12 protein-coding genes and 3 tRNA genes are annotated in these 11,439 nt (G+C 69.9%); 9 read left to right on the top strand and 6 right to left on the bottom strand.

The window, feature by feature from the left end; translation table 11 throughout:
- The first annotated feature begins 59 nt into the window (after window positions 1-59).
- Window positions 60-132 (top strand) — tRNA-Arg (locus C3V38_RS11220).
- 137 nt (window positions 133-269) lie between these two features.
- On the opposite strand, the gene C3V38_RS11215 is transcribed toward C3V38_RS11220, so the two are convergent.
- Window positions 270-1,259 carry a TIGR03557 family F420-dependent LLM class oxidoreductase gene (locus C3V38_RS11215; protein ID WP_106385794.1) on the bottom strand — a complete coding sequence of 330 codons (990 nt, stop codon included), beginning with the start codon at window positions 1,257-1,259 and terminating at the stop codon, window positions 270-272.
- Window positions 1,260-1,398: 139 nt separating this feature from the next.
- On the opposite strand from C3V38_RS11215, the gene C3V38_RS11210 reads away from it, so the two are divergent.
- On the top strand, window positions 1,399-2,067 hold the full coding sequence (locus C3V38_RS11210; RefSeq protein ID WP_165001105.1) for an HAD family hydrolase: 669 nt from the start codon (window positions 1,399-1,401) through the stop codon (window positions 2,065-2,067).
- Between the two features lie 90 nt (window positions 2,068-2,157).
- Here C3V38_RS11210 and C3V38_RS11205 read toward each other — a convergent pair whose 3' ends face one another.
- Entirely contained in the window at window positions 2,158-3,462 is a 1,305-nt protein-coding gene (locus C3V38_RS11205; RefSeq protein ID WP_254426159.1) for an MFS transporter, read from the bottom strand.
- Between the two features lie 289 nt (window positions 3,463-3,751).
- Here C3V38_RS11205 and C3V38_RS11200 point away from each other — a divergent pair, with 289 nt between their 5' ends.
- From C3V38_RS11200 to C3V38_RS11185, 4 genes are all read left to right on the top strand, one after another.
- Window positions 3,752-4,474 (top strand): hypothetical protein, encoded by a 723-nt coding sequence (locus C3V38_RS11200; RefSeq protein ID WP_106385792.1) that lies wholly within the window; start codon window positions 3,752-3,754, stop codon window positions 4,472-4,474.
- 122 nt (window positions 4,475-4,596) lie between these two features.
- The gene (cmrA, locus tag C3V38_RS11195) at window positions 4,597-5,418 is read left to right on the top strand and encodes a mycolate reductase (RefSeq protein ID WP_106385791.1); all 822 of its coding nucleotides are present in this window, start codon (window positions 4,597-4,599) and stop codon (window positions 5,416-5,418) included.
- Window positions 5,419-5,463: 45 nt separating this feature from the next.
- On the top strand, window positions 5,464-6,132 hold the full coding sequence (gene orn, locus C3V38_RS11190) for an oligoribonuclease (RefSeq protein WP_007626700.1): 669 nt from the start codon (window positions 5,464-5,466) through the stop codon (window positions 6,130-6,132).
- A gap of 73 nt (window positions 6,133-6,205) precedes the next feature.
- Window positions 6,206-6,278 (top strand) — tRNA-His (locus tag C3V38_RS11185).
- Between the two features lie 99 nt (window positions 6,279-6,377).
- Here the strand turns inward: C3V38_RS11185 and C3V38_RS11180 are convergent.
- Window positions 6,378-7,235, bottom strand: a complete 858-nt coding sequence (locus C3V38_RS11180; protein ID WP_259828072.1) for a DUF2804 domain-containing protein — start codon at window positions 7,233-7,235, stop codon at window positions 6,378-6,380.
- A gap of 7 nt (window positions 7,236-7,242) precedes the next feature.
- Window positions 7,243-7,365, bottom strand: a complete 123-nt coding sequence (locus tag C3V38_RS18195; protein ID WP_256386838.1) for a hypothetical protein — start codon at window positions 7,363-7,365, stop codon at window positions 7,243-7,245.
- An 83-nt stretch (window positions 7,366-7,448) separates the two neighbouring features.
- Here C3V38_RS18195 and C3V38_RS11175 point away from each other — a divergent pair, with 83 nt between their 5' ends.
- Window positions 7,449-8,732 carry a cation:proton antiporter gene (locus tag C3V38_RS11175; RefSeq protein WP_061230006.1) on the top strand — a complete coding sequence of 428 codons (1,284 nt, stop codon included), beginning with the start codon at window positions 7,449-7,451 and terminating at the stop codon, window positions 8,730-8,732.
- An 11-nt stretch (window positions 8,733-8,743) separates the two neighbouring features.
- Here the strand turns inward: C3V38_RS11175 and C3V38_RS11170 are convergent, their stop codons facing one another.
- Window positions 8,744-9,973: an Ig-like domain-containing protein gene (locus C3V38_RS11170; RefSeq protein WP_106385790.1), complete on the bottom strand. Its 1,230-nt coding sequence runs from the start codon at window positions 9,971-9,973 to the stop codon at window positions 8,744-8,746.
- A gap of 235 nt (window positions 9,974-10,208) precedes the next feature.
- Here C3V38_RS11170 and C3V38_RS11165 point away from each other — a divergent pair.
- Window positions 10,209-10,281, top strand: a tRNA-Lys gene (locus C3V38_RS11165).
- Between the two features lie 221 nt (window positions 10,282-10,502).
- Here C3V38_RS11165 and C3V38_RS11160 read toward each other — a convergent pair.
- The gene (locus tag C3V38_RS11160) at window positions 10,503-10,778 is read right to left on the bottom strand and encodes a DUF3618 domain-containing protein (RefSeq protein WP_061230180.1); all 276 of its coding nucleotides are present in this window, start codon (window positions 10,776-10,778) and stop codon (window positions 10,503-10,505) included.
- Window positions 10,779-10,926: 148 nt separating this feature from the next.
- On the opposite strand from C3V38_RS11160, the gene C3V38_RS11155 reads away from it, so the two are divergent.
- Window positions 10,927-11,433 (top strand): peroxiredoxin, encoded by a 507-nt coding sequence (locus C3V38_RS11155; protein WP_061230179.1) that lies wholly within the window; start codon window positions 10,927-10,929, stop codon window positions 11,431-11,433.
- Window positions 11,434-11,439: the final 6 nt, after the last annotated feature.

Raw genomic sequence — 11,439 nt, 5'->3', positions numbered from 1 at the left:
GGGACCACCCCCCGGATCGGCTACCATTCACCCGGCGACGCCCTCGCGGTGTGTCGTAGGCCTCCGTAGCTCAGTGGATAGAGCATCCGGTTTCTACCCGGCTGGTCAGGGGTTCGAATCCTCTCGGGGGCGCCCAGCGCTTCACGATTCGGGCACTCCGCCCACCGAGAAGAGTGTTCCGCACACTCCTACTCGGGCGATACGGGCGCGAAGCTCTTATCGACGCGGCGGCGGGGCGAGCGCGGCGGCCGAGCGGAGGTGACAGCCGGTCAGCCCGCGGCCTCACGCAGCCGCGCCAGCAGCGGCTCGGCGGCCTCCTCGAGGAAGCGGTCGAGCGTGGAGTCGCCGATCTGGATCAGCGCGATGTCCGTGTATCCGGCTTCCCAGTAGGGCCGGACCTTCTCCACGATCGCGTCGAGGTCGGGACCGCAGGCGAGCTGCTCCCCCACGTCCTCGGGCCGCACGAACTGGGTGGCGGCGGCGAACCCGGCGGTGGTGGGCAGGTCGGAGTTCATGGCCCAGCCCCCGGCGAACCAGCGGAACTGGTCGTGCGCGCGCTCGACGGCGGCGGACTGCGAGTCGGGATCCCAGCTGATGGGAATCTGCGCGATCGCGCGGGCACCGTCACCGATCCGCGTCTGCCCGTCCAGGGCGTTCCACTTCTCGATGTAGCTGCTCTCGGGCTCAGTCGCGATGAGGTGGTCGCCCAGCGGGCCGAGGTGCGCGAGCGCCTTCTCGCCCCCGGCGGCCACGCCGATAGGAACCCGCTTCTCGGGCAGATCCCACAGGCGGGCGGAGTCCACGCGGAAGTGCTCGCCGGAGTAGGTCACGAGGCCGCCGTCGAAGAGCTCGCGGATGATCTCCAGCGCCTCGACGGTCATCTCGTGCCGCTCGTCGACGGATGGCCAGCGTTGGCCGACGACGTGTTCGTTGAGGTTCTCGCCGGCGCCGATGCCGAGCATGAACCGGCCGTCGGACATGATCTGCACGGTCGCGGCCTTCTGCGCGACCACGGCCGGGTGGTACCGCAGGATCGGGCAGGTGACGTAGGTGCACAGGTCGACCCGTTCGGTGACGTGCGCGACCGCACCGAGCACGCTCCACACATACGGCGCGTGTCCCTGCGAGCTCAGCCACGGGAAGTAGTGGTCGGAGGCCACCTCGAAGTCGAACCCCGCCTGCTCGGCCTTGGCCGCGTAGCGCACGAGTTCCTTGGGGCCCGACTGTTCGGTCATGAGTGTGTATCCGAAGCGCGTCATGCCAATCGATAGTGCGCACGAGCGACGGCGAGCGCCACCGGTCGACGCGGCCGAGCGCCGGTGAATGACGCCCCCGGCGTGCCCGAGGACACACCGTGTGCGGTTGCCGCCGCGCGGCGAGACGGGCACCTTCGGGGGCATGAGTTCCGAGCGCGCACTTCTTCTCGACGTCGACGGCACGCTGATCGACTCGACCTACGTCCACGTCGCGACCTGGTACCGGGCACTGGCGGAAGCCGGGGCGCCGGTTCCCTACGTAGAGGTCCACAAACGGATCGGCAAGGACGGATCCACGCTGGTGTCCGAACTCCTGGAACTCGCCGGTGTCGACGACGACGAGCGCGATGACATGGCGAGCCGGGCCAAGGACCTGCACACCGAGTATTACGCCGAGGCGCCCCTGAGGCTGCTCCCCGGTGGCCGTGAGCTCGTCCGCGGAGCCAAGGAACGCGGCTGGATCACCGTGCTCGCGACCTCGGCGGCGCCGTCGGAGTTCGAGCAGGCGCGCGAGTTGCTCGACGTGGACGGCCACCTGGACGCCGTGACCACCGGCGAGGACGTCGACCAGGCCAAGCCGGATCCGACCATCGTGGCGATCGCCCTGGAGCGCTCCGGCGTCGACGCCGAGAACGCCATCATGGTGGGCGACGCGACCTGGGACGCGATCGCCGCGGCCAAGCTGGGCATCCGCTCGGTGGCGGTGCGCACGGGAGGGATCGGCGACGCCGAGCTCACCGAGGCGGGCTTCTCCACGATCGTCGATGACGCCGCGGCCGTCCTCGAACTCCTCGAGGCCGACGAGCTCTGACCGGCGAGTCCGGGGCGACCCTCCCGGGACGCCGAGGTAACGCGCGGTCGCAGACGCGGCGGGCCGACTCTTAATCAGCGGGTTCAGGGTTTACCGAACGTCCGCCCAGCTACCGGCCGCCTCGTCGCGGGTCGGCGTCCGCACCGGCACCAGCAGGAGCAGGCCCACCAGCAACACCAGGCCGATGCCCGCGATTCCCGCGCGATCCGTCGCGAACGCCCACGTGAACAGTCCGAACAGGGCGGGGGCGAGGAACGAGACCGCGCGGCCGGTGGTGGCGTAGAGGCCGAACATCTGACCATCGCTGCCCGCCGGGGCCAGCCTGGCCAGAAACGACCGCGACGCCGACTGCGCAGGCCCGACGAACAGGCACATCAGCAGCCCGAAGACCCAGAACATCGCGGGGCCGTCGACGAACAGCAGGACGGTCATGTTCGCGATCATCGCCACCAGCGAGCCGATGATCACCGCCTTGGGGCCGGCCTTGTCGTCGACTAGGCCCGCGGTCGCCGCCCCCAGCGCCGCCACCACGTTAGCGGCCACGCCGAAGATGAGGACGTCCCCGGGCGCCAACCCGTAGACCGTCACGGCCAGGATCGCCCCGAAGGTGAACACCCCGGCCAGGCCGTCCCGGAAGATAGCGCTCGCGACGAGGAACTTCACGGTGCGCGGATCCCGCCGCCACAGGCGCTTCAGATCGGCCCAGAGGATGCGGTACGACGCGAGGAAGCCGGGCTCGTCGTCGTCGACCTCACCGTCCGTCCCATCGGCAGCGGCCGGGCGGTGCTCCGGCACCGACCGCAGCACCGGCAGCGCGAAGATCGCGAACCACACGGCGGCGAGCAGGCACACCAGGCGCACGTTCATGCCGCCGTCGGTGGTGATGCCGAACAGCCCGCGGTCGGGGCCTTCGCCGGCGATGAAGCCGAGGAACGCCCCGAGCAGCAGGAAGATCCCGCCGAAGTAGCCCATCGCCCAGCCGAAGCCGGACACCCGGCCGACCGTGGCGGGGGTCGAGACCTGGCGCAGCATCGCGAAGTACGACACTTCGGCGAACTCGAAGGTGATCGATCCGATCGCCAGCAGGGCGAGCCCGATGAAGAACCAAGGGTACGGGGCGTCCGCGTCGACGAGGAACATCAGCGCGGTGAGCAGCACCGTTGCGTAGGTCCAGATCGCGAGCGACCGTCGACGCCGACCGCCGCGGTCGGCGCGCTGCCCCATCACCGGCGCGGTGAGCGCGATGACCAGCCCGGCGACGGCGACGGAAATCGACAGCCACGTCGCGGCCGACAGCGGTCCGTCGAGGTCCGCGCCCACCGAGTCGGTGAGATAGACGGAGAAGACGAAGGTCACGATCACCGCGTTGAACGCCGCCGACCCCCAGTCCCACATCCCCCAGGCCACGATCCGGCCGCGAGGCGTGCGCGTCGCGGCCGCCGAGGGTGCCGTCGGGACCGTGGACGCAGGTGAGGACGTTTCGGGGCGGTTCGACTGGTTCACACCCGTCACGCTATCCGGCCCGCCGCGGCGCAACGATTCCGCTGCCGGTGGATCGCGCGAATCTATACACCGTCAACCTTCAACGTCTTAGTGTGTTCTCAGTCACGCAACACCCGGCGCCCGTGTGACGCCGCATCCCCTTCGGCGGTGCGCCGACATCCCCACATGAGGAGAACTCACCATGCAGTTCCGATCACCCGCTCGCCGCTCTCTCATCGCCCTTCTCGGCGCCGCCGGCCTCGTCGCCGGCAGTGGCGTCGCCGCCGCCCAGATCGCGCCCATGGCACTGCCGGGCACCGACGACTCGATGATCCAGGTCGCCGTCGGCGTCGAGCTCGCCACAGTGACAGTCGATGCCGCCGGCGCCGACGCCGCAGAAGTCACCGGCACGTTCACCAATGACAGTGAGGAGGCCCTGGTGTGCGCGACCCCCGGCGCGTTCGGGGCGTCCGACGGCGGAACCGTCACCGAGGCCCCACTCGCGGTCCGGTCGCTCGCCTACCTGACCGGCAATCTCATCCCCGGCGGAGGGGGGCTCGACATCCCGGGCCTGAATCCCGGCTCTCTCGACGTGATGCTCGGCTCCGGCAGCCTGGGTTCGCTCGGACTCGGCGACCCCGCCGCCGTCGAACTGGACGCCATCCAGCAGGGTCAGGATCGCGCGCGTCTCGCCGGTCACTACGGCACCGTCGACGGATTCACCGTCCTGTCCGGCGAGACAGAGAACTGGACCGCCACTCTGAGCGTCCCGAGCGGAGAGCGGACCGACTTCGACGCGGCCGCCCTGTTCACCTGCTCGCAGGAGGATCAGTGGTACGCCTTCATCGGGGTGGAGGAAGGCAGCGAGGACGACGACAACGGCGGCGGTGGCGGCTCGCTCAGCATGGGCTCGCTCGGGAGCTGACCCCCCTCTCCCGTCCAGCCCTCCGGCGGCCCCCGGCGAATGACGTTCGCCGGGGGCCGCGTCCCGCGCTCCGGCCGGTACGCTCAGCCTCGGTCCGCCAGCCCGAAGCCCCGAGGAGCCCCATGTCCCTGCCCACTCCCACCACGTCGAACCGAGCAGTCGTCACCGGCGCCTCCTCCGGGATCGGCATGGCGCTGGCCACCGAACTCGCACGGCGTGGACATTCGCTCATCGTGGTGGCCCGCAGCGAGGGAGTCCTGCAGAACCTCAAGACGCGGCTCGAGAGCGAGTACGGCGTGAGCGTCGACGTCCGCCCCTGCGACCTCGGCAGCCCCGCCGAGCGCCAGCCCCTGCTCGACGAGCTGGCCACGCGGGAGATCTCGGTCCTCTGCAACAACGCCGGCATAGCCACGTTCGGACCCGTGGCGTCGCTGGACCCCGCGTACGAGAAGCAGCAGATGCAGGTCAACGCGGTGGCCTGCCACGACCTGGTCCTGGCGGTCCTGCCCGGCATGGTCGAACGGCGATCGGGAGCGATCCTCAACGTCGGATCGGCGGCCGGCAACATGCCGATCCCGAACAACGCCACCTACGCCGGCACCAAGGCGTTCCTCAACACCTTCTCCGAGTCCCTACGGGGTGAACTCATCGGCTCCGGCGTCAACGTGACCCTCCTCGCGCCCGGTCCGGTGCGCACCGAGGAGATCGCCGAGGAGGACAAGACCTTCGTCGACCGCCTGGTCCCCGACCGCCTGTGGGTCGACACCGAGTACACCGCCCGCGTCTCGCTGGATGCGCTGGCCCGCAACAAGATGCGCGTGGTGCCCGGCCCGCTGAGCCAGGCCATGTCCGTGGCCGGCAACTACGTCCCGCGCGGGATCATGGCGCCGATCGTGGGCAGGTTCTACGCCAAGCTCGGCGAGGGACAGCAGGGCGGGGCCTGATCGGCCGACAGCAGCCGGGCCGTCCTGCGGCGATATAGTCGAACGATGCCCGAGTCGACCTCCGCCGAGACCGCTGCCCCGTCGTCGTCACCGACGCCCCACCAGGAATCCAAGAACGACCGCATCGTCTGGATCGACTGCGAGATGACCGGCCTCGACACCACGAACGACAAGTTGGTGGAGATCGCGGCGCTGGTCACCGACTCCGACCTCAACGTGCTGGGCGAGGGCGTCGACATCGTCATCCACGCCTCCGACGCCGCGCTCGACGCCATGGTGCCGGTGGTGCGGGACATGCACGCCTCCTCCGGCCTGACCGAGGAGATCCGCAGGTCGACGGTGACGGTGGCCGAAGCCGAGAAGGCCGTCCTGGACTACGTACGGGCGTGGGTGCCGGTGGCCGGGTCCGCTCCCCTGGCGGGCAACTCGATCGGCACCGACCGCGGCTTCCTCGCCCGCGATATGCCCGAGCTCAACTCCTACCTGCACTACCGGATGATCGACGTCAGCTCCATCAAGGAACTGTGCCGCCGGTGGTACCCCCGCATCTACTTCGGCCAGCCCGAGAAGGGCATGTCCCACCGGGCCCTGGCGGACATCAAGGAGTCGATCCGCGAGCTGCAGTACTACCGGGCCACCGCGTTCGTCCCGCAGCCCGGGCCGACCAGCGACGAGGTCAAGAAGGCCGCCGCCGAGCTGCCCGCGGTCGAGTAGCCTCACCTGCGGATTTCCCGGCGAGACCACCTAGAGGGTAAAGTCGTCAGCGCTGTCCGCGAGGGCAGCGGTGGTGGCTGTAGTTCAGCTGGTAGAGCACCAGATTGTGATTCTGGTTGTCGCGGGTTCGAGTCCCGTCAGCCACCCCGACCGCGATGGCGGGTGATGCGCACTTCGGTGCGGGTCACCCGCCATTCGCCTCTGCGGCGCATCCGCGGCCGGCCTCCGCCGTGATGCGAGCCGGCCTACCAGCGGTTGCGGGACTGCTCCGCCCAGCCCACCAGCCCGTCGAGCGAGACCTCCGTGCCGTCGTCGAGCACGCCGGTTCCGTGCCACGTCCCGAACGCCTGATGCGTCTTCACCGCCAACACCCCGAGCTCGGTGATATCGCGGCGCATATGAAACGGCGTGAGCGTGGCATCCAACCGCTCACCCCGCACCCGCCACGGCCCGGCCGGGTCCGACACGTCATAGGTCCACTGCAGGTCGTCGCCGAGCTTGTGCATCCGGCCGTCGACGAGGATCCCGTTCTCCGTCGATCCGGTGCCGTCCGTCCACTTCCCGCCGACCTGCAGCGCCCGCGTCGAGCCGTCCACCACGCCGCTACCCGCGCCCCAGTTCCAGGTGGTCGCGTACCGCCAACGACCCCGCCCGCGGTCGAGGACCGCCCAGCCGGCCCCGAGGTCCTGCGTCGTGCCGTCGACGGTCACCGACCCGGTGACGGGATTGGCCAGATCCTTGAGGGTGTACTGGAACCGCCGCTCACTCCACGGGACCACCACCGCGAGGCTGTCGTGCCCCGGGCGGCTGACCTCGAGCTGGACCCGCACACCGCGCGCCTGCACACGGATGGAGGTGGAGTCCTCGTCGTCGTCGACCTCGATGGACACCCGACCCCCACCCACGCCGGCCGATCCGCGCAGGGCGCCGTCCCCCGGTTCCTCACCGAACGGCGGCCGGTGGAGCGGCCTGATCCCGCTGCGGCTCTCCTCCCGCCCCGTGTGCCGATCCAGGACGTAGACCGCGCAGTTGGCCAGATAGTCCAGCCCGGCGACCGTCAGACCGACCACGAACCGGTCGTTGACGACCCCCGGTACTCCCAGCGATTGGTCAGCCCCGATCGGCGAAATGAGTGCAATGCAGGGGGCGCCGGGACCAGCCCACGGCGTCCGGGTTGAGCATGCGGCCGCGGGCCAGGTCGACGGGTCGGGTGATCTCGCGTTCGGCGGTCATGGGGTCACTGTCGCACGCGCGCTGCCGGCCGAGGCGGAGGGTCCGGACGCGGGACCCGGATGCGCGCCCCGGCGGCCTTTCCTATGGTGCGGATGACCGACCGACGCAAGGAGGGACCGTTGCCCACACTCGATCTGTTGCTCGCGGCCGTGGGCGCTCTCGGGGTGGTGATCGTCGCCCTCTCCGCGCGGATGACGCGCTGGCCCGTGTCCGAGCCGCTGATCGCACTCGCCGGCGGCGTCATCCTGGGGCCCGCAGTCCTCGGTGTGTTGGACGTGCCCGACATCCTCGCCGAGCAGTCGACCCTCCACAACGGAGCGGAGATCCTCCTCGCCGTCTCGGTGATGGGTGTGGCCCTGCGCTACCCGTTCTCCGCCATCCGCGAGCACTGGCGGCGTCTGGCGCTCCTGCTGGTGGTGGTCCTGCCCGCGATGGCACTGATCTCGACGGGCCTGGCCATGTGGGCTCTGGGCATACCGTTCGCCCTCGCTCTGCTGTTCGGCACCGCCATCTGCCCCACTGACCCCGTCCTGGCCTCCGCCGCCGTCACCGGCGACGCCGCCGAGGAGGACCTACCCGAACACGACCGCCAGCTGCTGTCCCTGGAGTCCGGGGCCAACGACGGCCTCGCGCTGCCCCTCGTCCTGGTCGCGCTCGCCGTGGCCACCCCCCTCACCGCCGGTCAGGCCGCCACGGAAGCCCTCTGGCAGATCGGAGCAGCCCTCGCTGTGGGCGCCGTCGGTGGAGTCGCCGCCGCGAAGGCCCTCCACTTCTCGGAACGACACCACGACACCGAGAAGGGGGCCATGCTCATGTACACCCTGCTGCTGTCGATCCTCGTCCTCGGCGTGTCGGGTCTCCTCGAGGCCAACGGGGTGTTCGCGTCCTTCGTCGCCGGGCTGGCGTTCAACCTCGCGAGCTCCGGTAGCGAACGCAAGACGGAGGTGGAGATCGACGAGGCGGTCAACCAGTTCGCCGTCCTGCCGTTCTTCCTCGCCCTGGGCGCGATGATCCCGTGGACCGCCTGGGCGGAGCTCGGCTGGGGCGCCGTGTGGCTCACGGCCGGCGTCCTGCTGCTGCGTCGCCCACCGCTGCTGTTCGCCCTGATGAAGTCGCTCGCCCTGAAGGTGCGCGGCGCCGCCTACCTCGGCTGGTTCGGCCCCGTCGGCGTGGCCGCGGTGTTCTACCTGACCGAGGAGGCCTCACGGGCCGGTGCGGATCCGATACTCCTCGGCGCCGGGACACTGGTCGTGGTGGCCAGTACGGTCGCACACGGCATCACCGCCGCCCCCGGCCGTGCGCTGTTCCGGGCCGCCGCCGAGCGCGAGCAGACGACGACCTCGTCGTCGTCCCCGTCGTCGTCCTAGTCACCCGGGGCTCAGGCGCCCCGGTCGGCGTTGCCGGCCTTCCAGGTCTCCCACGGGACGTTCCAGTCACCGAGGCCGTCCCAGCCGGGCAGCGTGGGGCCGACGGTCCCGGTGACCTCAAAGATGTCACCGCGCTTGGCGTTGTCGTAGAACCACTTGGCGTCCGCCGTGGTGACGTTGAGGCAGCCGTGGCTGGTGTTCTGGCTGCCCTGCGCCCACACCGACCACGGCGCGGCGTGGACGAAGATCCCGCTGTACGACATCCGCGTGGCGTACTGCACCGGCGTGCGGTAGCCCTCCGCCGAGTCCACCGCCACGCCGTACGTGGACGAGTCCATGATCATCGAGGCGTGCTTCTCGCCGATCACGTAGGTGCCGTTGGGCGTCGGGGTGGCGTCCTTGCCCATCGAGGTGGGCATGGTCTTGATGACCTCGCCGTTGCGCTCGACGGTGATCATCTTGGTCGAGTCGTCCACCCGGGAGATCACGGCGTCGCCGATCTCGAAGTTGCTGTGGGCGTCCTGCTGCCCGTACATCCCGCCGCCGAGATCCTCGCCGTAGATGTCCACGTGGACGTCGATCTTGGTTCCGGGCGCCCAGTACTCAGCGGGGCGCCAACGGACCTCCTGGTCGGAGACCCAGTAGAACGCGCCCTCGACCGCCGGCTCGGTGGTGATGTGGATGTTCTCCTGCGCCGCGCGGCGGTCCGCGATGGGCTCGTCGAACATCACCGCGACGGGCTGGCCGATCCCCACCACGGACCCCTCACCCGTGGTCAGGTAGGCGGCCGTCATGATGTTCGGCGTCAGCGTGGTGAAAGTGATGTTCTTACGCGTCACGAGCCCGGCCTCGTCAGTGGCCGTGGACTCCAGCGTGTACTGCCGGCCGTAACCGAGATCCTCGGTCGTGCGCCACTCGGTGAACTCCGGGTTGAACTCGCCCTGCACCTGCACGCCCTCGGGGTTGCGCACCACGACGGAGTCGAGCTTGCCACCCTCGGCGGTGAGGACGATCGGCTCGGCGGGGTTTGCGTCGGTGGCGCCGTCCGCGACCGACAGGTCGATCACCGCGGCCGGATCCGCCGGCGCCTCGGCCACGGGGGTGTCCTCCACCGTGCCGTCGCCGATAGTGCAGCCGGTGAGGACCAGCGCGCCGGTGAACACGGCGGCCAGACCGAGACGGGCCCTCGACCGGGCCCCGGTCGCCCGCCGCGCCTTCCGATCCGTTGTGCGCAGGTTCACTGAGGGCCCCTTCCAGCTGTCTCTTCCGCCCGGACGCGGCCACGACCGGAGGATTTCTACACCAGTATGCCTGCCGGGCTGCGCGCATTCCATATCGAGTCACCGGAGGGTGTCACATCACGCACCTCCCGAGTCGGATGGCGACACGGTCGATGACCAGGCGATTTCGTGATCCGGACTCACGGCTGTTACTGTTTCTCTCGCACCACGGAAGGCCGCGAGGCCGGAAGAACAAGCGCCATTAGCTCAATTGGCAGAGCAGCTGACTCTTAATCAGCGGGTTCGGGGTTCGAGTCCCTGATGGCGCACAGAGCGAAAGCCCCGGGTTTCACGACCCGGGGCTTTTTCGCGTGCGCCGGGGGCCGCGTGGGGCCCGGCGGGGCCGCTGCACAACGAGAGGAGCGTCCCGCACACGTCGCCCGAGTGGAAGTGCGCGGGACGCTCTTCTGGAGGGAGCCGAGCGGAAGCCGGACCGACGCCTGAGTCGTGGCCGGACTCGACCTGACCGAGTCCGTGCCGAGCAGCGGGCTCAGAGGGCCCGGCGGGCCGCCAGGTACGCCTCGATGCGCTGCCGTTCCTTGCGCTTGTTGGCCATCGACACCGTGATCCCGCCGACGACCAGAGCCGCTACCCCGCCGAGCACGGCCAGTACCCGCGGATCCTTCAGGGCCGCGGTCGCGCGCTCCTTACCCTCGGTCGCGAGGTTCTTGGGATTGACCCGGTCGATGATCTCGTCCAGGGTCGTCGCGAGATCGTCACGCGCCTTGGCGATATCGCCCTCGATGCTGTCGTAACTCCTGGACACCAGACCTCCGTCGATCGCTCGTCCGCGGGTGCCCCGCGGGTCTTGACCACGCCCACGCTACTGCACACCGACGGGATGCGCGCCCGAGCGCCGGTGCATCGGATAGGTTGGGAGGGTCCGACGCCCCGACTCGACCCCAGGAGCACCGGTGACCACACCACGGCTCGAGGTGGGCCAGCCGGCCCCCGCGTTCACCCTCCCCGACGCCGACGGCACGCCCACGTCGCTGCAGGATCTCCTCGCGGAGCACGGGAGGGTGCTCGTCTACGTCTACCCCGCCGCCATGACGCCGGGGTGCACGACCGAGACCGTGGACTTCGAGAACGCCCTCCAGCAGCTGCGGGACGCGGGCATGGGCGTCGTCGGCGTCTCCCCCGACGCGCCCGAGAAGCTGGCCCGGTTCCGGGACAAGTACGGCATCACGTTCCCGCTCCTGTCCGATCCCGACAAGACGATGCTCACCGAGTGGGGCGCCTTCGGCGAGAAGAAGAACTACGGCAAGACCGTCATGGGAGTGATCCGCTCGACCTTCGTGGTGGAGTCGGACGGCACCATCTCGATGGCCCGGTACAACGTCCGCGCGAAGGGGCACGTGGCGATGGTCGCCAAGCTGCTCGGTGTGGAGCTCCCCGAGCCGCAGCCGGCGGAGGGCTGAACCACC

Origin of the sequence: Dietzia sp. oral taxon 368, assembly GCF_002999155.1 — a bacterium.
Classification (GTDB): Bacteria; Actinomycetota; Actinomycetes; order Mycobacteriales; family Mycobacteriaceae; genus Dietzia; species Dietzia cinnamea.
This window is presented reverse-complemented; position numbering and strand designations above follow the sequence as displayed.

What these genes read in the sequence shown, in the direction of transcription:
- cmrA (WP_106385791.1), top strand. Translation starts at nt 4,597, where the DNA reads ATGTCCCTGCCCACTCCCACCACGTCGAACCGAGCAGTCGTCACCGGC.
- C3V38_RS11215 (WP_106385794.1), bottom strand. Translation starts at nt 1,259, where the DNA reads ATGACGCGCTTCGGATACACACTCATGACCGAACAGTCGGGCCCCAAG.
- C3V38_RS11175 (WP_061230006.1), top strand. Translation starts at nt 7,449, where the DNA reads ATGGTGCGGATGACCGACCGACGCAAGGAGGGACCGTTGCCCACACTC.
- C3V38_RS18195 (WP_256386838.1), bottom strand. Translation starts at nt 7,365, where the DNA reads ATGACCGCCGAACGCGAGATCACCCGACCCGTCGACCTGGCCCGCGGC.
- C3V38_RS11210 (WP_165001105.1), top strand. Translation starts at nt 1,399, where the DNA reads ATGAGTTCCGAGCGCGCACTTCTTCTCGACGTCGACGGCACGCTGATC.
- C3V38_RS11205 (WP_254426159.1), bottom strand. Translation starts at nt 3,462, where the DNA reads ATGTGGGACTGGGGGTCGGCGGCGTTCAACGCGGTGATCGTGACCTTC.
- C3V38_RS11200 (WP_106385792.1), top strand. Translation starts at nt 3,752, where the DNA reads ATGCAGTTCCGATCACCCGCTCGCCGCTCTCTCATCGCCCTTCTCGGC.
- orn (WP_007626700.1), top strand. Translation starts at nt 5,464, where the DNA reads ATGCCCGAGTCGACCTCCGCCGAGACCGCTGCCCCGTCGTCGTCACCG.